At 69.5% G+C, this 21,681-nt stretch carries 20 protein-coding genes; 12 read left to right on the plus strand and 8 right to left on the minus strand.

Translation table 11 applies throughout. The features are described 5' to 3' along the window. Positions 1 to 12: 12 nt before the first annotated feature. The gene (locus OG729_RS34235) at positions 13 to 474 is read right to left on the minus strand and encodes a MarR family transcriptional regulator (protein ID WP_360870827.1); all 462 of its coding nucleotides are present in this window, start codon (positions 472 to 474) and stop codon (positions 13 to 15) included. Positions 475 to 585: 111 nt separating this feature from the next. Here OG729_RS34235 and OG729_RS34240 point away from each other — a divergent pair, with 111 nt between their 5' ends. From OG729_RS34240 to mltG, 3 genes are all read left to right on the plus strand, one after another. Further along, positions 586 to 2,397, plus strand: coding sequence for an ABC transporter ATP-binding protein (locus OG729_RS34240; RefSeq protein WP_405809790.1), 1,812 nt, complete (start codon positions 586 to 588; stop codon positions 2,395 to 2,397). 39 nt (positions 2,398 to 2,436) lie between these two features. After that, on the plus strand, positions 2,437 to 3,030 hold the full coding sequence (locus OG729_RS34245) for a hypothetical protein (protein WP_405809791.1): 594 nt from the start codon (positions 2,437 to 2,439) through the stop codon (positions 3,028 to 3,030). Positions 3,031 to 3,118: 88 nt separating this feature from the next. Then, positions 3,119 to 3,955 carry an endolytic transglycosylase MltG gene (mltG, locus tag OG729_RS34250; protein ID WP_405809793.1) on the plus strand — a complete coding sequence of 279 codons (837 nt, stop codon included), beginning with the start codon at positions 3,119 to 3,121 and terminating at the stop codon, positions 3,953 to 3,955. Between the two features lie 6 nt (positions 3,956 to 3,961). On the opposite strand, the gene OG729_RS34255 is transcribed toward mltG, so the two are convergent. The 4 genes from OG729_RS34255 to OG729_RS34270 form a co-directional block, all read right to left on the minus strand. Then, positions 3,962 to 5,125: an NAD(P)-binding domain-containing protein gene (locus OG729_RS34255; protein WP_405809795.1), complete on the minus strand. Its 1,164-nt coding sequence runs from the start codon at positions 5,123 to 5,125 to the stop codon at positions 3,962 to 3,964. A 66-nt stretch (positions 5,126 to 5,191) separates the two neighbouring features. Next, positions 5,192 to 6,730 carry an aldehyde dehydrogenase family protein gene (locus OG729_RS34260; RefSeq protein WP_405809797.1) on the minus strand — a complete coding sequence of 513 codons (1,539 nt, stop codon included), beginning with the start codon at positions 6,728 to 6,730 and terminating at the stop codon, positions 5,192 to 5,194. Continuing rightward, a complete protein-coding gene (locus OG729_RS34265; RefSeq protein WP_405809798.1) occupies positions 6,727 to 8,067 on the minus strand; it encodes a 2-oxoadipate dioxygenase/decarboxylase family protein in 1,341 nt (446 codons plus the stop codon). Before OG729_RS34265 ends, OG729_RS34260 begins: the two co-directional genes overlap by 4 nt. Positions 8,068 to 8,100: 33 nt before the next feature. After that, on the minus strand, positions 8,101 to 9,264 hold the full coding sequence (locus OG729_RS34270) for an NAD(P)/FAD-dependent oxidoreductase (RefSeq protein ID WP_405809799.1): 1,164 nt from the start codon (positions 9,262 to 9,264) through the stop codon (positions 8,101 to 8,103). Positions 9,265 to 9,337: 73 nt separating this feature from the next. Here OG729_RS34270 and OG729_RS34275 point away from each other — a divergent pair, with 73 nt between their 5' ends. Then, entirely contained in the window at positions 9,338 to 10,243 is a 906-nt protein-coding gene (locus tag OG729_RS34275) for a LysR family transcriptional regulator (RefSeq protein ID WP_405809801.1), read from the plus strand. 72 nt (positions 10,244 to 10,315) lie between these two features. Then, positions 10,316 to 10,738: a secondary thiamine-phosphate synthase enzyme YjbQ gene (locus OG729_RS34280; protein ID WP_405809803.1), complete on the plus strand. Its 423-nt coding sequence runs from the start codon at positions 10,316 to 10,318 to the stop codon at positions 10,736 to 10,738. Positions 10,739 to 10,820: 82 nt separating this feature from the next. On the opposite strand, the gene OG729_RS34285 is transcribed toward OG729_RS34280, so the two are convergent. Continuing rightward, positions 10,821 to 11,642 carry an SCO6745 family protein gene (locus OG729_RS34285; RefSeq protein ID WP_405809804.1) on the minus strand — a complete coding sequence of 274 codons (822 nt, stop codon included), beginning with the start codon at positions 11,640 to 11,642 and terminating at the stop codon, positions 10,821 to 10,823. A 4-nt stretch (positions 11,643 to 11,646) separates the two neighbouring features. After that, positions 11,647 to 12,528, minus strand: coding sequence for an alpha/beta fold hydrolase (locus tag OG729_RS34290; protein WP_405809806.1), 882 nt, complete (start codon positions 12,526 to 12,528; stop codon positions 11,647 to 11,649). A 231-nt stretch (positions 12,529 to 12,759) separates the two neighbouring features. On the opposite strand from OG729_RS34290, the gene OG729_RS34295 reads away from it, so the two are divergent. The 7 genes from OG729_RS34295 to OG729_RS34325 all read left to right on the plus strand — a co-directional run bounded on the left by OG729_RS34295 (position 12,760) and on the right by OG729_RS34325 (position 19,146). Then, positions 12,760 to 13,959 (plus strand): acetyl-CoA C-acyltransferase, encoded by a 1,200-nt coding sequence (locus OG729_RS34295; protein WP_405809808.1) that lies wholly within the window; start codon positions 12,760 to 12,762, stop codon positions 13,957 to 13,959. 118 nt (positions 13,960 to 14,077) lie between these two features. Beyond that, positions 14,078 to 14,707 (plus strand): HAD family hydrolase, encoded by a 630-nt coding sequence (locus OG729_RS34300; protein WP_405809809.1) that lies wholly within the window; start codon positions 14,078 to 14,080, stop codon positions 14,705 to 14,707. Between the two features lie 269 nt (positions 14,708 to 14,976). After that, on the plus strand, positions 14,977 to 15,669 hold the full coding sequence (locus tag OG729_RS34305; RefSeq protein ID WP_405809810.1) for a TetR/AcrR family transcriptional regulator: 693 nt from the start codon (positions 14,977 to 14,979) through the stop codon (positions 15,667 to 15,669). Positions 15,670 to 16,112: 443 nt separating this feature from the next. Next, the gene (locus OG729_RS34310; protein ID WP_405809811.1) at positions 16,113 to 16,559 is read left to right on the plus strand and encodes an SDR family NAD(P)-dependent oxidoreductase; all 447 of its coding nucleotides are present in this window, start codon (positions 16,113 to 16,115) and stop codon (positions 16,557 to 16,559) included. A gap of 117 nt (positions 16,560 to 16,676) precedes the next feature. Next, positions 16,677 to 17,906 carry an acyl-CoA dehydrogenase family protein gene (locus tag OG729_RS34315; RefSeq protein ID WP_360870877.1) on the plus strand — a complete coding sequence of 410 codons (1,230 nt, stop codon included), beginning with the start codon at positions 16,677 to 16,679 and terminating at the stop codon, positions 17,904 to 17,906. 1 nt (position 17,907) lies between these two features. Then, entirely contained in the window at positions 17,908 to 18,183 is a 276-nt protein-coding gene (locus OG729_RS34320) for a phosphotransferase family protein (protein WP_405809813.1), read from the plus strand. 174 nt (positions 18,184 to 18,357) lie between these two features. After that, on the plus strand, positions 18,358 to 19,146 hold the full coding sequence (locus OG729_RS34325) for a DUF429 domain-containing protein (RefSeq protein WP_405809814.1): 789 nt from the start codon (positions 18,358 to 18,360) through the stop codon (positions 19,144 to 19,146). A 92-nt stretch (positions 19,147 to 19,238) separates the two neighbouring features. Here OG729_RS34325 and pknB read toward each other — a convergent pair whose 3' ends face one another. Continuing rightward, positions 19,239 to 21,134, minus strand: coding sequence for a Stk1 family PASTA domain-containing Ser/Thr kinase (pknB, locus tag OG729_RS34330; protein ID WP_405809816.1), 1,896 nt, complete (start codon positions 21,132 to 21,134; stop codon positions 19,239 to 19,241). Positions 21,135 to 21,681: the final 547 nt, after the last annotated feature.

The raw sequence follows: 21,681 nt of genomic DNA on the forward strand, positions 1-21,681 counted from the left end.
CCCTCGGCGGCGTCAGCAGCGTGGTCCCGGCCCGTCGACCAGGGTGGACAGCAGTCCGCCGAGCACCTCGCGCTGGTCGGCGGTCAATGGAGCCAGGATGTCCTCTGCGGCTGCGCGGCGCGCGCTGCGCAGCGCTCTGAGCGTGGCGCGGCCGGTGTCGGTCAGCTCGATCCGGATCACCCTGCGGTTGGTCGGGTCGGGCGCGCGGCGGACGCAGCCACTCGCCTCCAGGCCGTCGACGAGGCTGGTCACGGCCCGGGGGACCACTTCCAGGCGGGCCGCGAGATCGGCCATGCGCGGCGGCTGGTCGTAGTGCGCGAGGGTGCGCAGCAGACGGGACTGCGCGGGGGTGATCGCGATGTCGGCCGACTCCAGCTGCCGCTTCTGGCTGCGGTGGAGCCGTCGGGTCAGCCGCAGCAGCTGCTCGGCCAGCAGGCCGTCGGCGTCGGGTGCGGTGAGGGATCCTGGCTCCATGCCGGAACAATATCAGGACCGGATTCATTGTGAGTATAGGTAACAGTGAGCTATGCTCTTAAAATCTTTGCTGCGTGACCCATCGTCTGCCGCAACCCGTCGAAGGAGCCCATGCACCCCGAACCGATCACCTGGACACCACCGGCCAAGGACCCGGAGCAGCCGCCCGCCCAGGTGCGGCGCATTCTCCGGCTCTTCCGTCCCTACCGCGGCCGCCTCGCCGTCGTCGGCCTGCTCGTCGGCGCCGCGTCGCTCGTCTCGGTCGCCTCGCCGTTCCTGCTGCGCGAGATCCTCGACACCGCGATCCCGCAGGGCCGCACCGGGCTGCTCAGCCTGCTCGCCCTCGGCATGATCCTCACGGCAGTGATGACCAGCGTCTTCGGCGTGCTCCAGACGCTGATCTCCACCACCGTCGGCCAGCGCGTCATGCATGACCTGCGCACCGCGGTGTACGCCCAGTTGCAGCGCATGCCGCTGGCCTTCTTCACCAGGACCCGCACCGGAGAGGTCCAGTCGCGCATCGCCAACGACATCGGCGGCATGCAGGCGACCGTCACCTCCACCGCGACCTCCCTGGTCTCCAACCTCACGGCCGTGGTCGCCACCGTCGTCGCGATGCTCGCGCTGGACTGGCGGCTCACTGCCGTCTCGCTGCTCCTGCTGCCGATTTTCGTCTGGATCAGCCGCCGGGTCGGCCGCGAGCGCAAGAAGATCACCACGCAGCGCCAGAAACAGATGGCCGCCATGGCCGCCACGGTCACCGAGTCGCTCTCCGTCAGCGGCATTTTGCTCGGCCGCACCATGGGCCGGGCGGACTCGCTCACCAGGTCCTTCGCCGAGGAGTCCGAGCGGCTCGTCAACCTCGAAGTGCGCTCCAGCATGGCCGGGCGGTGGCGGATGTCGACCATCGGCATCGTCATGGCCGCCATGCCCGCCCTGATCTACTGGGCGGCGGGCCTCGCGCTCCAGTCCGGCGGACCCGCGATATCGATCGGCACGCTCGTCGCCTTCGTCTCGCTCCAGCAGGGCCTGTTCCGGCCCGCCGTGAGCCTGCTCTCCACCGGCGTGCAGATGCAGACCTCGCTCGCGCTCTTCCAGCGGATCTTCGAGTATCTCGACCTGCCGGTGGACATCACCGAGCCCGAGAAACCGGTCCGGCTGGAGAAGATCCGCGGCGAAGTCCGGTTCGAGGACGTCGACTTCATCTACGACGACAAACAGACGCGGCCGACCCTCGACAGAATCGAGGTGGCGGTGCCGGCGGGCGGCAGCCTCGCCGTCGTCGGGCCCACCGGCTCCGGCAAGTCCACGCTCAGCTATCTGGTGCCCAGGTTGTACGACGTCACGGGCGGCAGAGTCACACTCGACGGAGTCGACGTACGAGACCTCGACTTCGAAACCCTCGCCCGCGCCGTGGGAGTCGTCTCCCAGGAGACGTATCTCTTCCATTCCTCGGTCGCGGAGAATCTGCGCTTCGCCAAACCGGACGCGACCGACGCGGAAATTGAGGCAGCGGCGCGCGCGGCCCAGATCCACGACCACATCGCGTCCCTGCCCGACGGCTACGACACCCTGGTCGGCGAGCGCGGCTACCGCTTCTCCGGCGGTGAGAAGCAGCGCCTCGCCATCGCCAGGACGATTCTGCGCGACCCGCCCGTCCTCATCCTCGACGAGGCGACCAGTGCGCTGGACACCCGCACCGAGTACGCGGTGCAGCAGGCCATCGACGCGCTCTCGGCGGGCCGGACCACCATCACCATCGCCCACCGGCTCTCCACAGTCCGGGACGCCGACCAGATCGTGGTCCTGGACGCGGGACGCATAGCCGAGCGCGGCAGTCACGAGGAACTGCTCGACCGGGACGGCCGCTATGCCGAACTGGTCCGCAGGGACGCGCAGTTGGCCCCTGTTGTCGCCCCCTGACGGACCGGGATCCACACGGGTACGGCATGATCACCGCCCATGAGAGCTCTTCTTGGCGTTGAACTGCCCGGGTACCGGCCCGTCGACCACGACGTATGGGCCAATGACGAGGGCGATGTGCTGTCGCTCCATTTCTTCGGGCTGCCGCCGGATCTGCCCGCGTCGCTCGACGACGGTCCCGCGCTGCGTGCCGCGCTCACCCGGCTGACCGCCGATGCGGGCGGTGGCCTGATCGAGGCCTCGGTCAAGTCGCTCGGACAGCTGCCGGCGCTGAAGCAGATACTGAAGCTGCCGCTGCCGGGACAGCCCAGCGGCCAGGCGTTCATCGGCAGCTTCACCGTGCCGCGCGCGAACTGCAGCACCGTGATCAAGATCCAGGCGCCCGAGCGGGGCATGACGGGGATGCGAGAGGCCATGGTCATGGCGCAGGTCGGCCATGACAAGTACTTCCGGCCGCACCCGTACGCCCCCGAGGTTCAGGGCGGTCTGCCCTTCCACGCCGCCGACCATGTCCAGTGGGACGCGCAGTTCCCCGACCATCCGCTGAGCCGGGTGCGGCGCACACTCGACGCGCTCTCCGGAGCGGTCCAGGTGGTGCCGGAGTTCGCCGCGCTGGCGCCCTTCGCGCCGTAGAGCACGGTCGTACGGCCGGGGCCGCAGCAACCGGGTCGCGCCGGGCCGGGTGTCGGGAACCGTGCCCGCCACGGGTTAGCGTGCCCGCATGAGGAACGAATCGCCGTCGGCAGCGCCCCGGCGCAGGCTCCGGCTGAGCCGCCGCGGCCGGCTGGTCCTGACCCTGGGCGCAATCGTCGCCCTGGGCGCCGCGGTGCTGGTGCCGCTGCTGCTGAAGCAGGCGGCCCAGGAGAAGCGGACGCTGCTCGTCCCCGAGGGCTGGCGCGCCTCACAGGTCTACGCGGCGGTCGACGAGGCCCTCGACCAGCCGCCCGGCACCACCGCGAAGGCCGCCGGCACAGCGAAGCTGAAGCTGCCCGCCGAAGCCAAGGGCAACCCCGAGGGGTACCTCTTCCCGGCCACGTATCCCATCGACGCCAAGACCACGCCGACCAGCCTGCTCAGCTATATGGTCAACACCGCCAACAAGCGGTTGGGGTCCGATCGCCTCACAAGTGGCGTGCAGCGCAGCAGGATGACGGTCTATCAGACGGTGAACATCGCGAGCATTGTGCAGGCAGAGGCCGACACACCCCAGGACATGGGGAAGGTCGCCCGGGTCATCTACAACCGGATCGCCAAGAGGATGCCGCTGCAGATGGACTCGACGCTGAACTATGCGCTGAACCGCAGCACGCTGGACACCACGGCCGCCGACACCAGGATCGACAGTCCGTACAACAGCTATCAGCGCCTGGGCCTGCCGCCGACCCCTATCGCCAACCCGGGCGAGCAGGCACTGCACGCGGCCATCAGCCCGACGCCGGGGAACTGGCTCTACTTCGTCACCGTGGCGCCGGGGGACACCCGCTTCACCGCCAGCTATCGGGAGCATCAGCGCAACGTGGACGAGTTCAACGCCAGGCGCAAGGGCAGCAGTGGCTGACCGGCCTCAAGCCGGAGCCGGCGCGGGCTCCGGGAGCTCCGGCAGTTCGGACCGCTTCGGCAGTTCGGCCGGCTCCGACGGCGCTGGCACTTCCGGCCGCCCCGGCGCCTCCAGCAGCCGGGTGATCTCGCGGACGGCGGACCGCCCGGCCCGGTTGGCGCCGATCGTCGAGGCCGAAGGCCCGTATCCCACGAGATGGATACGGGCGTCCCGCACGGCGCGGGTCCCGTCGATCTGGATGCCGCCGCCCGGCTCACGCAGCTTCAGCGGCGCGAGATGGTCGATCGCCGCGCGGAAGCCGGTCGCCCAGAGGATCACATCCGCCTCCACGATCCGCCCGTCGTCCCAGGCCACGCCCGTCGGCGTGATCCGGTCGAACATCGGCAGCCGGTCCAGCACGCCCGACGCGCGGGCGCGCCGCACGGCGTCGTTGAGGGGCAGTCCGGTCACCGAGACCACGCTCAGCGGCGGCAGTCCACGGCGTACCCGCTCCTCGACCATGGCCACCGCCTCCCGCCCCGCGTCCTCGCCGAACGGCCCCTCGCGGAAGACGGGCGGCCGCCGCGTAACCCAGGTGGTGTCCGCCGCCACCTCGGCGATCTCCATCAGATGCTGGGTCCCGGAGGCCCCGCCGCCCACCACGATCACCCGTTGTCCGGCGAACTCCTCGGGCCCCGGGTAGTTCACGGTGTGCAGCTGCCGCCCCCGGAACGTCTCCTGGCCGGGATAGCGCGGCCAGAACGGGCGGTCCCAGGTGCCGGTCGCGTTGATGAGCGCCCGTGCCGACCAGCTCCCCTCCGAGGTCTCGACGAGCAGCCGCCCGCCCGCGCCCTCGCGCACCGCGCGGACGCCGACGGGCCGGTGGACGCGGAGATCGAAGCGCTTCTCGTACGCCGTGAAGTATTCGCGGATCACCTCGGACGAGGCCCGGGTGCCGTCCGCGCCGGTGAGCTCCATGCCCGGCAGCGCGTGCATGCCGTGCACCTTGCCGTAGGTGAGCGAGGGCCAGCGGAACTGCCAGGCGCCGCCCGGCCGCGGGGCGTGGTCGAGGACCACGAAGTCGCGGTCCGGCACCAGTCCGGCGCGCCGCAGATGGTAGGCGCCGGACAGGCCCGCCTGTCCGGCGCCGATGACGACCACGTCCACGTCTCGCACCCCGAAGTTGTTCACGTTTCTACCAACCGTGGTGGGGTCGTGGATCTTCCCGCCCACTCGGAGGGGCCGGAGGAAGGGGCGTCAGAGGAAGTTCACTCCCTGGGCCAGCGGCAGGCTGTCCGAGTAGTTCACGGTGTTCGTCGCCCTGCGCATATACGCCTTCCAGGCGTCCGAGCCCGACTCGCGGCCGCCACCGGTCTCCTTCTCGCCGCCGAACGCCCCGCCGATCTCGGCACCCGAGGTGCCGATGTTGACGTTCGCGATGCCGCAGTCCGAGCCGTCGGCGGCCAGGAAGCGCTCCGCTTCCCGCTGGTCCTGCGTGAAGATGCTGGAGGACAGGCCCTGGGGAACCCCGTTCTGCAGCGCGACGGCCTCCTCCAGGGTCCGGTAGGTGAGCACATAGAGGATCGGGGCGAAGGTCTCCCGGCGGACGATGTCGGTCTGCGCCGGCATCCGCACCACCGCGGGCCGTACGTACACAGCTTCGGGCGCCTGCTCCGCCAGCTTCCGCTCGCCGCCGGTGAGGACCTTCCCGCCGTCGGCCTCGGCCGCCGTCAGCGCCTCGGCCATGCCCCGGTGCGCACTCGCCGAGATCAGCGGGCCCACCAGGGTGGCCCCGTCGAACGGGTCGCCGAGCGGCAGCTGGCCGTATGCGTGGACGATCTTCTCCACCAGCTGGTCCGCCACGTCCTCGTGGACGATCAGTCGGCGCAGGCTGGTGCAGCGCTGTCCCGCGGTGCCCGCCGCGGAGAAGACGATCCCGCGCACGGCGAGGTCGAGATCGGCGGAGGGCGTGACGATCGCCGCGTTGTTTCCTCCCAGTTCGAGCAGACAGCGGCCGAAGCGGGCGGCCACCCGCGGGGCGACCTCGCGCCCCATCCGTACCGATCCCGTCGCGCTCACCAGCGCCACGCGCTCGTCGTCGACCAGCCGCTCGCCCGTCTCGCGTGCGCCCAGGAGCAGCCGGTGCACTCCGTCGGGCGCACCGGTGTCGGCGGCGGCCCGGGCGAGCAGTGCGTCACAGGCCAGAGCGGTCAGCGGGGTGAGCTCCGAGGGCTTCCAGACGACCGTGTCACCGCAGACCAGCGCGATCGCGGTGTTCCACGACCAGACGGCGACCGGGAAGTTGAAGGCGGAGATCACGCCGACCACGCCCAGCGGGTGCCAGTTCTCCGAGAGCCGGTGACCGGGGCGCTCGGAGGCCATGGTCCGTCCGTACAGCTGCCGCGAGAGTCCGACCGCGAACTCGCAGATGTCGATCATTTCCTGCACTTCGCCCAGCGCCTCGGAGCGGATCTTGCCAGCCTCGATGGTGACCAGGTCGGCGAGCTGCTCCTTGTGCTCGGTCAGCAGCTCGCCAAGTCGCTTGACCAGCGCCCCGCGCTGCGGCGCCGGGACCGTGCGCCACTGCCGGAACGCCGCCTCCGCCGCCCCGATCGCCGCGTCCGCCTGTTCTACAGACGTGGCGGGCAGGGTGAAGAGAGTGTCGCCGGTCAGCGGCGTACGGGCGATGACATCGCCGCCCTGCGCGGGCAGCCGGGCGCCGCAGCCGAGCAGGCTCTCCCTGGCCCGGGCGCGCAGCGAATCAGTGTCGGGGAGGGTGGTGCTGTTGCTGGTCACGGCGTTTCCTTGGGGAGTCCGATGGCCCGGCGGGCCTGCTGAAGTGAGCTGTTCTGCTGAGCGGCACAGAGATCGAAGGGGTCGTGTACGGGACGCTCCAGTACGCCGGAGAGCCACTGCTGGTCGTAGTGGGCGCCCCGGGCGGTGGCGTCCCTGGTGCCCTCGTCGGTGAGATTCGACTGGAAGATCCCGGCGGCCGACCGGGGCAGGAAGTCCTCATAGACGATGGGGTTGGCGTTCACCCAGCGCCCGTCGATCAGGTCCGCAAGATCCTTTGGCGGGGTGCGGCCGTCCCGCGGGCGGTCGTCGGCCGGTTCATACCGGAAGAACGCCTGCTCCTGGACGGCGAGTTCGCGTTCGGTGAGCGGGAAGCGCTCGGCCCAGACCGAGGCGGGCTCGCCGATCAGCTCGTCGTAGCGGGCGCGGCCCGCGCGGGTGAGCGCCATGCCGCGTGCCTCGACCTCGCCGAAGCGCACCCGCAGGGAGCCTTCGACGACGCTGCCGTCCGGCTCGCGGAAGCGGCGCGGTTCGGCCAGTGCGCGGAACGAGGTCTGGCGCAGCAGCACATCGGGGCCCTCCCAGCGCGGCGGCCCCTGGATCCGGTCGATCATCGTGATGCCGCGCTCGCCCATGCGCCGGTAGAGCTCGTCGATGTCGAGCACCCGCGGTGTGAGGTGGTTGATATGAGTGCTGCTCACCCCGCCGATATCGGCGGCGACGGCGGAGATCCGCTCCAGCTCGGCGTACCAGGCGCGGTCGACCGGCTCGGGTGACAGCTCGAAGGCGGCGACCGCCAGGGTGAGGAAGCGCTCCGCGGACGACTCGTCGAGCCCCTGCTCCCGCTCGGCGCGCGCGGCCAGCTCCAGCAGCTCGGGCGGGAAGAGCTCGCGACGGCCCAGGAACGACTCGAGGCGCGCCTCCAGGCCGGCGTCGAAGAACCGCCGGTCGGCGGTGGTGAGCATGGAGGTGAAGACCCGGAAGGGGTTGCGCTCCAGCTCCTCGGCGTCGATGGGCCGGAACGCGGTGGACACGACCGGTACGGAGCTCGCCGCGGCCTCGCGCAGATCGTAGAAGCCCACCGGCTGCATGCCGAGCGCGGCGAAGATCTGGGCGGCCTGGCGCATCTCGCGCGGCGTGCCCACCCGGATGGCGCCGTGCCGCTCCGCGGTGACCCGCTCGATGCCGCCGAGCCGTCCCGCGTCGCCGTCCTTGCCGATCACCTCGTCGTTGACCTGCGCCGACACCTCCAGAAGCGTGGTGTACGCGGGAACTTCCGTCCCGTACATGTCGGAGAGCCGACGGGCGAACGCGGCCCGCAGTCGCCAGCTGGGGAGCATTTCCGTCCTCCTTCCGGTTCGATCGTGCGGGGGTCAGATGATGTGGGCCTCGGGGCGGATGGTCGCTTGGCCCTGGAAACGGGCCGCGGACAGCGGTCCCACATCGATGACCGGCGTTCTGTCGAGGTACAGATCGCGGACGATCTCGCCGACCGCGGGCGCCTGCAGAAATCCGTGCCCGGAGAATCCGGTGGCATACAGGAAGCCGTCCACGTCGCCCGAGCGGCCGATCAGCGCATTGCGGTCCGGAGTCATTTCGTACAGCCCCGCCCAGCCGCCCTTCGCCTCCAGAGCGGCGAGCGCCGGGGCCCGCCTGCGCGCCGCCTCGCGGAACGACTCCAGCCACTCCCGGCTGAACTCACGCCCGAACCCCGGCTCCTGGCGCGGGTCGGAGAGGCCCAGGACCAGACCGCCCGCGCTGTCGTTGTGGAAATAGAGCGTCGAGTCGAAGTCGAGGGTGAAGGGGATCCGCGGCGGCGCGGGGGTCAGCGGTCCGGTCAGCGCGATCTGGCGGCGCAGCGGGGTGACGGGCAGCTCCACCCCGGCCATCGCGCCGACCGCCGCGGACCAGGGACCGGCGGCGCATACCACCGTCGAGGTGCGCACCGTGCCCGATGTCGTACGCACCGCCCGCACCTGAGTGCCCTCGACATCGATGCCGGTGACTGTGCAGTGCGTACGGATTCTCGCGCCGAGGCGCCCGGCCGCGCGCAGATAGCCGTGCACGGCGGCTTTCGGCAGCGCATAGCCGTCGTCGGGGGAGTAGGCAGCGGCGGCGATGGAGTGCGGATCCACGTAGGGACACAACTCGTGCGCCTCGCGCGGCGAGATGATCCTGCTGCGGACGCCGAGGTCGTTCTGTACGCCGACGGCCTGCTGGAACGCCGCCACCTCGGCCTCGGTGCCGAGGAGGAAGAGATAGCCGACGCCCTCGATGCCGATGTCGGCCCCGGGGCGGGTGGTGAACGCCCGCCAGGCCTCGAGACTGCGCTGTCCCAGTTCGATGTTGAGCGGGTCCGAGAACTGGGCGCGGATGCCGCCGATCGGCTTGCCGGACGATCCGGACGCGGGTTCGTCGCGCTCCAGGACCAGGACGTCGCGTACCCCGGCTTCGGCGAGATGGAATGCGGTGCTGGCTCCCACGACGCCACCGCCGATGATGACGACCTCTGCGACGTCCTCAGCGCTGTGACCCATGAATGCATGGTGGACGCGGCCGACTCTTCGCGTCCATTGACAGTTTCAGTAGTCGATCTTTTAGATCCTCTCTATGGAACTGGGTGGAGCACATCTGCGCGCGCTGGTCGAACTCGCCCGCTGCGGCACCATGACGGCGGCCGCCGCGGCGCTCGGTTACACCCCCGGCGCGATCTCCCAGCAGCTCGCCCAGCTGGAGCGGACGGCGGGTGCCCAGCTGATCAGGCGGGTGGGACGCCGGGTCGAGCTCACCGACGCCGGGCACACCCTCGTCGTGCACGCGGGGCGCATTCTGCAGGCCCAGGCCGAGGCGGCGGCCGCGATCGAGCGCATCCGCACTCAGATCGCGGCGCGGCTGCGGCTCGGGGTGTTCGGCACGGCGGCCGCGGCGTTTCTGCCGCCCGCGCTGCGATGGCTCGGCGAGCAGCACCCCGGTGTGCGCGTGGTGAGCCAGGAGGTGGATGTCGACCAGGCCCATGCAGAGGTCTCCGCCGGGCGGGTCGACCTGGCGCTCGGTCTCGACTACCCCGATGCCCCCCTCGCCCGGGACGACGCCGCCGATCTGGTACGGCTCCACTCCGAGCGCTTTGCGGTGGCCGTGCCGACGGGCCAGGCGCCGCCCGCCGGGACGTCCTGGCCGCTGACCTCACTGGCCGAGCGGGACTGGATCCTGCCGGCGCCGCACACGTACTACGGCCGTGCCGTGCGCACGGCCTGCCGCCGGGCCGGATTCGAACCGCGGGTCGCCCACGAGGTGACCGATACGGCGACCTCGCTGGCCATGGTCGGGGAGGGACTCGGAGTGGCACCGCTGACCGGGCTGATGCTGCGGCTGCGCTCCGAGGGGATCGTCGCCGTGCCGCTCGACGACGTGGTCGAACGCCATGTGGTGGTGGCGGTACGCGCGGCCTCGCGCGGGCGCCCGTCGGTGGAGGTGCTGATCGAGGCACTGCGGCGGGCGGCGACGGCGAGTTCCTGAACGGCGTGCGGCAGGGTGGCCTCCCGTCCGCGCGCAGGTGGCTTGACGACCGGGGAACGAGAAGATGGACCCATGCCCGGACCCTTCACCACCATGACCCTGACCGTCACCACCGGCTCCACCGAGGCGGTGACCGACCTGACGCATGCCTGCGAACAGTTCCTCAAGGACACCGCGGGCGGCAGGGACGGCCTGCTCAACATCTTCGTCCCGCACGCCACCGCCGGTATCGCCGTGATCGAGACGGGCGCGGGCAGCGACGACGATCTGCTCGCCGCGCTGCACATGCTGCTGCCGGCCGACGACCGCTGGCAGCACCGCCACGGCAGCCCGGGCCACGGCCGGGACCACGTCCTGCCCGCGCTCGTACCGCCGCACGCCACTCTGCCGGTGATCGGCGGCCGTCTTGAGCTCGGCACCTGGCAGTCGGTCTGTCTGGTGGACACCAACCGTGACAACCCGGACCGTCAGGTGCGGCTCAGCTTCCTCGGGTAGCGCGTGAGCTGGGCATGCAGCGCCCTCTCCGAGGCCATGGCCGCCCGGTTCGAGCAGCGCGAAGCGGACGGGGCGCGCGTGCTCAGCCGAGCTTGAGGAGCCCGGCTTCGACGACGGCTTGGCCGAAGGGGCTCGCGAGTTCGGCGAGACGTTCGCAGTCGGCGTCACCCAGGGCGGCGTAGGCGGGAAGGGCCAGGCGGTCGGTGCGGTCCTCGATGTGCCGGCGCAGGCGTACGCCCTCCGGGCTGAGGGAGTCGCCGTCGAGGAGACCTCGTGTGCGCAGGCGCTCCTCGGTGTCGGCCCACTCCTCCTCGGGCCATGCGCGGCTTGCCTTGAGGAAGTCGACGGGAACCTCACCGGTGGCAGCGTGCAGAACCAGGGCCTCCAAGCCCCCCACGCCCTCGCTCAGCAAGCACGCGACATGGCCGTCTCCACGGAACTCCCGGAGCAGCGTCTGGGCGTGCCACAGCTGCAGTACCCGCTCCTCCGGCCAGGGCAGCGCGGCATGCGCGGCGAACAGCGGGCGGCCCTGCGTGTGTTCGCAGGCCGCGTCGGCGGCCCTGCGGGTCAGCGTCAGGACCTCGTCCAAAGCGGGGAGTTCGTGGATGCCGGCCCGTCGCAGGGCCTCGCTCGCGGCGGCGTGCCGTGCGTCCAGCACCTGCTGCGGCGTCGCCGCGTCCCAGACCCCGTCGAGCGCTTTTCGTACGAGACCGGGGTTGAAGTTGTAGAAGGTCGAGATGACCAGCTCGGCGGATGCCCGGCCGAAGGCGGCGCTCCGGGAGGCGAAGTACCCGGCGCGTCCGCTCAGTCCGAGGTCCGCGTACCGCCGCCTTCCCTCGGGGGCGAAGTAGATCATGCCGTGTACGGGCTTGAGTCCGCGCCAGGCTGCTCGTGCTGCCTTCATGGGGTCACCTCTTCTGAGAGTCGACAGAGGGGGTATCGGCTGTGGTTCCGGGCTCGCCGTGCGCTCGCAGATGTTCGAGCAGCAGGCGGCTCAGCGTCTCGGGCGCCTCCTCGGGGACCCAGTGGCTGATGCCCTGGAGGGTCTCGAACCGGTACGGCCCGTTGACCCACTGCCCGGTCTCCCGCGCGGCCGCCGGGCCGAACGCGCTGTCCTGCGTGCTCCAGACGTACAGCGTGGGCACCTCGATGACGCCGATCGCGCCGTCGGGGCGGCCGGCCCGGTACCAGTTCAGCGCCGCGGTGAGAGCACCCGGCTGGGACAGGTGCCGCACATAGGCCTCAGCACTGGCCTGCGGGACCTTTCCGGCGTACGTGGCGCGAAGCGCCTCGGCATCGCCTGCGAGCATGCGCTCTTCGGTCGCCGGCGTTTCACGCCAGGCGATCATGTACTGCGATCGTTCGCGCTGGTCCTTGTCGGTGCGCAGGGTGGTGGCCAGAGCGCCGGGGTGCGGGGTCGAGACAACTGTCAGGGTACGTACGCGATCGGGGTGGGCATCGGCGGTCCACCACGCCACCGCGCCTCCCCAGTCATGGCCGACCAGGTCGAACGACCCCCAGCCCAGTTCCTCCGTGATCGCGACCACATCGTCGACCAGGACGTTCATGCGGTAGTCCGCGGGCCTCTCGGGGCGTGCCCCGGGGGAGTACCCACGCTGGTCGGGTGCCACCACCCGGTAGCCGTGCGCGGCCAACTCCGCGATCTGCCGTTGCCACACCAGCCGCGTCTGCGGGAAGCCGTGGAGCAGCAGCACCGGACGGCCTTCGGGCGGACCCGCCACGATCGCGTCGAACACGCCCGCAGCGGTGGAGATGCTCAGCTCGGTCACGATCCGCCCCTTCATACCGACTGGTCGGTCAGCCTTAAGCTGTGGAAGGGGATTGTCAAGGTCGAGAACACGCGCAGTTCCCGCAATGGCAGCCGCGTGCCGCCTCCCCTCAGGGGGTCTGGTTGAACTTGACGTCGAATTCAACTATAAACGATTCGGGAGGCCGGTTCCCGTCCCCCTGCGGCCGTGACGGCCCAGACGAACCGGACCGACAGGAAGCAGTGAGGCGACATGAGGGAAGCAGTCATCGTTTCGACGGCACGGACGCCGATCGGGAAGGCGTACCGCGGTGCGTTCAACGACACCCAGACGCAGGAACTTGCCGCCCATGCCCTCTCGCACGCGGTGCGGCGCGCCGGGCTCGAGGGAGGCGAGGTCGAAGATGCGATCTTCGGCTGCGCCGTGCAGCAGGGGTCATCCGGTGGCAACGTCGCCCGCCAGGCCGCTCTCCGTGCCGGACTTCCGGACTCCGTGTCGGGGATGACGATCGACCGGCAGTGCTCGTCGGGCCTGATGGCGATTGCGACGGCGGCCAAGCAGATCGTCGGCGACGGTATGCAGATCGCTGTCGGCGGCGGTGTCGAGTCGATCTCCCTGGTGCAGAACGAGCACATGAACACCCACCGCATGGCGGATCCCTGGCTGGTCGAGCACAAGCCGAGTGCCTACATGCCGATGTTGCAGACGGCGGAGATCGTCGCCGAACGCTACGGCGTGAGCCGGGAACGACAGGACGAGTTCGCGCTGGTGTCACAGCAGCGCACTGCGGCGGCGCAAGAGGCCGGGCGGTTCGACCGGGAGATCGTCGCGCTCGACAGCGTCAAGAAGGTCCTGGACAAGCAGTCCGGGGAGGTGCGGCACGAGGCCGTGACCCTGACCCGGGACGAGGGCAACCGCGCGTCGACCACACTCGAGGGCCTGGCCGGGTTGGCGCCGGTGCTGCCGGACGGTCAGGTGACCGCGCATTCCAGCGTGACGGCGGGCAACTCCTCGCAATTGTCGGACGGGGCTTCGGCGTCGGTGTTGATGGAGTCGAAGGAAGCCGAGCGCCGCGGACTGGAGCCGCTGGGCGTATACCGGGGTATGGCCGTTGCCGGTTGCGGGCCGGACGAGATGGGGATCGGTCCGGTGTTCGCCATTCCGAAACTGCTGAAGCAGCACGACCTCACCATCGACGACATCGGTCTGTGGGAACTCAACGAGGCGTTCGCTTCCCAAGCGCTGTACTGCCGTGACGAACTGAACATCGACCCGGAGCGGTTCAACGTCGATGGCGGCGGAATCTCGGTCGGCCATCCGTACGGAATGACCGGTGCCCGCCTGGTGGGGCACGCCCTGATCGAGGGCAAGCGCCGTGGCGTCCGATATGTAGTGATCTCGATGTGTGTCGGCGGCGGAATGGGCGCAGCCGGGCTGTTCGAGGTCGCTTAGTCCTCAGGAGAATCTGCTGACCATGGCTGCCGTCGCCACGGCCGGTGGGAAGCCGGTCGCGGTTGCATCGGCCGGTGGGAAGCCGGCCGCGAGAGAGGGTGTGGATACTGTGTCGAGCGTGGTGGACAAGGCCCGAACCGCCGTCCTCGTGGACTTCGGCGGGGTCATCACCTCCAGTGTGTTGCAGGCGTTCACCGACTTCGGTGCCTCACTCGGCGGCGACCCGCGCCTGCCGCTGGACCTCCTCAGCCGGGACCAGCCATCGCGCACCCTCCTGGCAGACCATGAGTGCGGCCGTATCGACGCCGAAGCCTTCGAGCGAGGATTCGCCGAACGCCTCCGTGCCCACGGCGCCGACGTACCCGCCGAGGGGCTCACGGCCCGGATGCAAGCCGGAATGTCGATCGACCAGGGCATGCTCGCCCTGCTCGGTGATCTTCGCGCCGCCGGACATCCCGTTGCGCTGGTATCCAATTCTTTCGGGACCGGAACCTACGATGGCGTCGACCTCGCCGCTGTGGCCGACGCGGTCGTCATCTCCGCCGAGGTCGGGATCCGCAAGCCTTCCCGGCGGATTTACGTGATCGCATGTGAACGACTCGGCGTCTGCCCCGAGGAGGCGGTCATGATCGACGATCTGCGGCAGAACCTCGACGGAGCGGCGCGGATCGGAATCGAGGGTGTGCTTCACACCGGTGCCGCCGACACCCGCCGCCAACTCGCCGAACGCTTCAGGATCACCGCCTGACCGATCGACCGAACGACCGGGGTCGATCGACGGGAGACCGGTCGCGGGGGACCGGTCATGCCCGGGACCGACACCGCCCGCGGGCCGAGCGGCAGTGCTCGCGCCCGCCCAGCGCGGTGCTGCAAACTCGCCCGACGGCTGGTTCCGGACCGGCGACCTGGGCGAGTACTCCAGCCCGTTCACGGACGTGCACGGCAACTACGTCCGCGGCGGTGCGCACACGTGGCGAATTTGTGACTCCGGTGTCGGATTCAAGTACCCTTTCGGCGATGGATACCACCGCGCCCGAGGAGAATTACAGCGAGAAGGCACCGCCGATGGCGCCCCTCTCGTCACTTCGCGAGCCGCCGACGACGAAGCGCGGAGCTCGGACACGGGCCGCTTTGGTGAAGGCCGCGCGGAAGGTGTTCGAGAGGGACGGCTACCTCGACACCCGCCTGATCGACATCGCCAAAGAGGCCCAATGCGCGGCGGGATCCTTCTACACCTACTTCGCGAACAAGGAAGAGGTGCTTGCCGCCGTCCTGCTGGAGGCGCAGGAGGACATGATGCACCCCGGCATGGACCGGGTGCAGGGTACCGACGATCCATATGCGGTACTCGAGGCGAGCAATCGCGCGTATCTCGAGGCGTATAAGCGGAACGCGAAGCTGATGGCACTGCTTGAGCAGGTCGCACAAGTGGAGCCGGAGTTCCGTGAGTTCCGGACCCGGCGCACGGATGCGTTCATCAGCCGCAACGCCCGGGGCATCGCCGACCTGCAGGCGCGGGGTGTCGCAGACCGAGAGGTCGATCCGATGTTGGCCTCCCGTGCGCTGTCGGGCATGGTCAGCGTCATGGCCTACAACGCCTTTGCGCTCGGCGAAGGGCAAGAAGAAGGTACGCCGGTGGACTTCGAGGAGCTCGTCTCCACGGTCACCCGGCTCTGGGCGAACGCCCTGCGGTTCCCCGGCCACCGCTGATCCTTATCCCGCAGTAGCGCCGGCCGGGGCGGAGACCGCCGCCGCCGGGCCTGCTCCTCTCCTCCACGGGTGTGACGTCGCGCGCAGGCGGACAGGTGAGCCGACCGCTCAGGGGCCGGGGAACGGTACCTGGCCGTAGCCGTAGCCGTAGCCGATGGCTCAGGGCACAGCCGCCGGATGTCAGCAGCTGAAACGACGCGGCGCCGGGCCGTGCCTTGTCCGGTGGGCCGCTCCTGCCCCTGGGGCGGACGAAAGTGCGGCGACGTCCACCGTGAATTCTCTGTCCGAGTCCGGTGGGGCGAGGCGACCTGCTCCGCGTGGTGATGCGTCCAGACGGTTGAACTTGACGTCGGATTCAATTATACAGATAGGCGAAGGCCACGGTCGCACCATCTCGGGGACCGTGCCCGGCACCGCACGCCCCGCCATGGAGAGGGTTCGCTGTGAACGTTGCACAAAGAGTCGCCATCGTCACCGGCGGCGGTGGCGGCATCGGTGGCGCGCTGGTCGCACGGCTCGCTCGCGAGGGTGCCCGGGTCGTCGTCGCCGACCTCGATCCGGACACCGCGCGGGCGGTATCGGAGTCAGTCAACGCCGACCATCCGGGAAGCACCGTGAGCGCGGGCGCGGACGTGTCGGACACCGCCCAGATCGAGCAGTTGATCGCTCTGGCGGAGAGCGCGTTCGGTCGGGTCGACCTCTACTTCGCGAACGCGGGCATCGCCGGGGCACCCGGCCTGGATGCGAGCGAGCAGGACTGGGACCTCTCGATCGATGTGAACCTGCGAGCCCACATCCGTGCGGCAACGCTGCTGGTGCCGCGGTGGCTCGAGCGCGGCGAGGGCTACTTCGTCAGCACGACGCGGACGGCACCTGCGCCGATTCCGTGACCCGCGCGGAAGGCGTCATGCTCCAGGCCTTCCGCGGGGCCGATCTCGTCGAAGACGTGGCCAGTCACCTCGACAAGTGCTCACCCAATTTTCCCTCCCTACCTGTCAGGAGTTCAGATGTCCCTGTTTGAGACGTCGGACCGCGCCAAGAAGTACCAGGCGGATCTGCTCGAATTCATGGATTCGCACATCTACCCCGCTGAGGCGGTGTACCACGAGCAGATGTGCGCGTCTGGTGACCCGCACTTCCATCCGCCGATCCTCGAGGAACTCAAGGCGGAGGCGCGGGGGCGCGGACTGTGGAACCTCTTCCACCCGCACGCCGAGTGGGGCCCGGGGCTGACGAATCTCGAGTACGCGCCGCTGGCGGAGATCATGGGGCGCAGTCATATCGCCTCCGAGGCGTGCAACTGCAACGCTCCCGACACCGGGAACATGGAGGTGCTCACGCTGTTCGGCAGCGACGAGCACAAGGAGAAGTATCTGGGGCCCCTGCTCGACGGGACGATGGCCTCGGCCTTCGCGATGACCGAGCCGCGTGTCGCCAGTTCGGACGCCACCAACATCGAGCTGCGGATGGAGCGCGACGGTGACGAGTACGTGCTCAACGGCCGTAAGTGGTTCGCGTCCAATGCCCTGCACCGCAACTGCAAGGTGCTGATCGTCATGGGGAAGACGGATCCCACCGCTGCCCCGCACCGTCAGCAGTCGATGATGGTCGTGCCGATCGACGCCCCCGGGATCACGCTGATCCGCGGACTGCCGGTGTTCGGCTACCAGGACCGTGAGGGACACGCCGAAATCGACTTCACCGACGTACGGGTGCCGGCCAAGGACGTGCTCAAGGGCGAGGGTGAGGGTTTCGCGATCAGCCAGGCCCGGCTCGGGCCCGGTCGAATCCACCACTGCATGCGGGCGATCGGTGCGGCCGAGCGGGCGCTGGAGCTGATGTGCCGGCGCGCTCAGTCACGGGTGACATTCGGTAGTCCAATTGCCGAACGATCCAATGTCCAGGACTGGATAGCGGAAGCACGTATCGACATCGAGATGATCCGCCTGCTCACGCTCAAGGCCGCGTATCTGATGGACACGGTCGGGAACAAGGAAGCGCGCACCGAGATCGCGGCCATCAAGGTGGCCGCCCCGAACATCGCTTTGAAGATCGTCGACCGCGCGATCCAGGTGCACGGGGGAGCAGGAGTGACCGACGACTTCCCGTTGGCGATGATGTATGCGGGTCTGCGGACGTTGCGGCTGGCGGACGGTCCCGACGAGGTCCACAAGAGGGCCATCGCCAGACAGGAACTGCGGCAGTACCGCGACGCGGCCACGACAGCGGTGAGCTGAGATGGCAGGACTCGAAGGCACAGGTCAAGGGCACAGCGGTCGGCGTCGGTGGTTGCCTCCGATCGCCCGGCGGCGCTCGGGCGTCACGCAGCGGCGCGAAGTGACGCTCGTGCACGGCGACTTCCATCTGCGCAACGTCATCACCTCCTACGGCAGCGGGGAGGTGACCGCGGTTCTCGACTGGGAGTTGTCGACACTGGGGGGAAACAGGCCGGGACCCGGCGGCACTGAAGTTCTGGCACGTGCTGGGCCTGTGGAAGGTGGCCGTGATTGGTGAGGGCGTGATCAGGCGAGCCATCGATGAGGAGTAGTGATGTCCGCCCAGGGCTCGGCGGTGCTGTTCGAGCGCCGCGAGCACATCGGCATCGATCGGTGAGCCCGAGGGGGCATGACACCTGTTCGTGGCGCGGGGGTGCGGTGGCCCACGGGCGTGCTGCGGGAGGATCGCGGCATGATGAAGCGACAGTCGGTCACGGTCGGGGTCGACCTAGCTGCGAGCGCACGGCGTACGGCTGTGTGCCGGGTGCTCTGGGGTGGCGGAGACGGCTTCGCGGTGGAGTTCGTCGTGCCCGAGGGGGATGAGGGTCTGCTGGCGGTTGTCCGGGCTGCCGACAAGACAGGCCTCGACTGCCCTCTTGGCTGGCCGTCGAGCTTTGTGGCAACGGTCCTGGCCCACCACCGGGGCGAGCGGCTGCCGCCTGCCGTCAGGTTCGAGGAACGTGCGGACGGCAGGCCCGGTCTGGATGCGCTGCGATTCAGGGTCACCGACGACCTCACATGGAAGGCGACCTCGATGCGGCCTCCGCTGTCGGTGTCCACCGATCTTCTGGGCGTCGTGGCGCTGCGAGCGGCTTATCTGCTGGAGGGACTCGCGGCGACCGGTGTCCCCGTGCCCCGGGACGGGTCGGGACCGGTTGCCGAGGTCTACCCCGCTGCCGCCCTGCGGCGGTGGGGCATCCGCCTTCCTGGTAGCTACAAGAGCGCCACGCCCGGAGCGCGTGCCGTCCGGGAGCAGATCGTCCGCTCGGTCGAGGCGGGCTTGGGGGCGCTCCCCGAGCCGGTGCGCGGGCAGTGTTTCGACAGCCACGACCATCTCGACGCGTTGGTCTGCGCCCTGGTCGCTCGCGCCGTCCTGATAGGGGACACTCTGTGGCCGCGTTCTCCGGACGAGCGCGCGGCCGCCCGGCAGGAGGGCTGGATCCACCTGCCCGGTGCGGATCTGGCGGTCCTCCGCCCCTGACAGCAGGGTTGCCCTGACGGAGTCCGGCGGACACCAATCGCGACAACCCGGCCGGTCAGGTGCCGCTGAGCTTCCTCGGCTGACGAGGCGGTTCAGGACTTGCCCGATGAGATCCAGATCTTGACGGTGCTGCCCGGATCGATGCGTGTACCGCCCTGCGGTTCCTGCTCGACGACTTCTCCCGCCGGCCACAGGTCGTCCGGGACGCTGTGTTCTTCCAGCTTCACATGCGCGATCTTCGCGCAGGCGCGTGCGTCGGCGATGGTCATGTGCTCGAGGGACGGCGGGTAGGGCTCGTCGCTGGTTGCGTACGTATCGCAGTTGGCCAGCTTTCCCGTGGCGCGGGGATCTCCGCCGCTCGAGATCCAGATCTTGACCGTGCTGCCCGTCGGTATCTGTTCCCATCCGGGTTCCTGCTTCGCGACCTGTCCGGCAGGCGTGCGCTTGTCCTGGATGGTCCCGGCTTCCTTCAGCTTCAGATGGGCGATGTCCGCGCAGACGCGTGCCTTGGCCGCGCTCCTGCCTGTGAACGTCGGGTTGGAGACCTTGCCATGGGACTCCTCCACCTCGCAGTCGGCGAGGTCGCCCTTGGCCCGGGGATCACCGCCCGTCGATACCCAGACGGTGACGGTGCTGCCGGACTCGACCGACCCGGTGCTCGGATCCTGCTTCACCACGGTGTCCTTGTCGTACTTCTTGCCCGTGGTGGTTTTCTGCTCAAGCTTCAGTCCGGCGATCTCGGCGCACGTCTTCGCCTCCGCCGGTGACATACCGGTGAAGCTGGGGGGTGTGAACTCGTTGTCCCAGGAGGTGATGGGTTCGCAGAGAATGAACGCTCCGGTGGCCCGGGGATCGGGGGTGTATGAGGTACTCGAAATCAGGTACTGCACGCCGTACACGGCTGCGAGCGCCATGGCCACTACCACGCCTACGATCGCCCAGATGTGGGACGGCCGAAGGCCGTTGGTCCGCGGTGACGGGCGGACAACGGCCGGGCCGTGCCGGCCGAACGTCACGGAGACGGTGTCGGCCGTGAGGGTGGGAGGCACATGCGGGGGCATCTGCCGCGTGGGTGTCTCACCGGTGGCGAGAGTGGGTGCCTCGCCGCCGGCGATCTTGCGTATGTCGTTCGCCATGGCCCGGGCGCTCGGGTACCGCTGCTCGGGGTCCTTGCTCAGGGCGCGGGCGACGACCGCGTCCACGGCCGGGGGCAGCGACCCGTTGATCGAGGACGGGACCGGCGCGGGCTGCTGCACATGCTGGTAGAGCACGCTCATCGTCGACTCGCCGTCGAACGGCAGCGTGCCGGTGGCCAGTTCGTAGAGCATGCAGCCGACCGAGTAGAGGTCCGACCGTGCGTCGGCGGGCTTGCCCAGCGCCTGCTCGGGGGAGAGGTACTGCGGTGTGCCCAGCACGGTGCCCGTCCGGGTCATCGAGGTGGCGTCGGACTGCAACGCGCGGGCAATGCCGAAGTCCATCACCTTGACGGTGCCGTCGTCGGTCACCATCACGTTGGCGGGCTTGATGTCCCGGTGAATCAGCCCGCGTTCGTGGCTGCAGGCCAGCGCGTCCAGGACGGCAGCGGTCATCGCCAGTGCCGTGCTCAGCGGGACCGCATCGTCCGCGGTGGCACTGTCCCGGATCAGCTCGCGCAGCGAGCGGCCCGAAACGTACTCCATGACGATGTACTGCACGACGCCCGCTTCGCCCGCGTCCTCGCCACTGTCGTGGACCGCCACGATATTGGCGTGACTGAGCCCGGCGACCGCCTGGGCCTCGCGGCGGAACCGCTCGCGGAAGGACGGATCACGGGCCAGTTCGGAGTGCAGGGTCTTCACCGCGACGGTGCGGCCCAGCACCGAGTCATGGGCGCGGTGCACGGATGCCATGCCGCCCTCGCCGAGCGGAGCCTCGAGGACATAGCGTCCCTGTCCCACCGCACGGATCGGTACCCCCGTGTACGCCTGCCCGCCGTCCCCGACGTCCATCGCCCTCGTCCCTCCCCCAGCCGCGCCCCCCGGCGCAGCGACACCGCACCCGTCAAGGACCGGCCATCAGCAGGCGAGTCCGTGACTGATGGTCATCGACGTTCCGCACACGCGTCCGTGTGTCGGAGCGGTGATCATACTGACCTGTCGGCGGTCAGGCGAGTTCGCTCTCCCAAGGGGCGAAGGGCGATTGCTCTCTTGGAGATCTTCAGATCGTGACCGCCGCGGGTGCCTGACCGGAAGCGAGCGGGCCGCCGCCGAGACGCCGTTGACCAGCGGAGGAGGCAATGCGCCGGAATCCGAAATGATGATCGGACGTATTTTTATGTCCGAAAGCCTCGCATTCATTCTTCGTTGTGCCACCATGATGCCCTCGGGTTCGCGCGATTGTCGTGCACCGGCCGCGCCGTAACGAGAAATCAAGGCAAGGGCATGCGGACTGCTGCTGTCAGCTGTCCGCACTCGGGGGTAGGAGTCTTGGGGTGGGGGGTTCCCGCATTCATTCGGCGTGCCCAGTGTGTCGAACACCTGAACAGAATGGGGACCT

Source organism: Streptomyces sp. NBC_00210, from assembly GCF_045160975.1.
Lineage (GTDB): Bacteria > Actinomycetota > Actinomycetes > Streptomycetales > Streptomycetaceae > Streptomyces.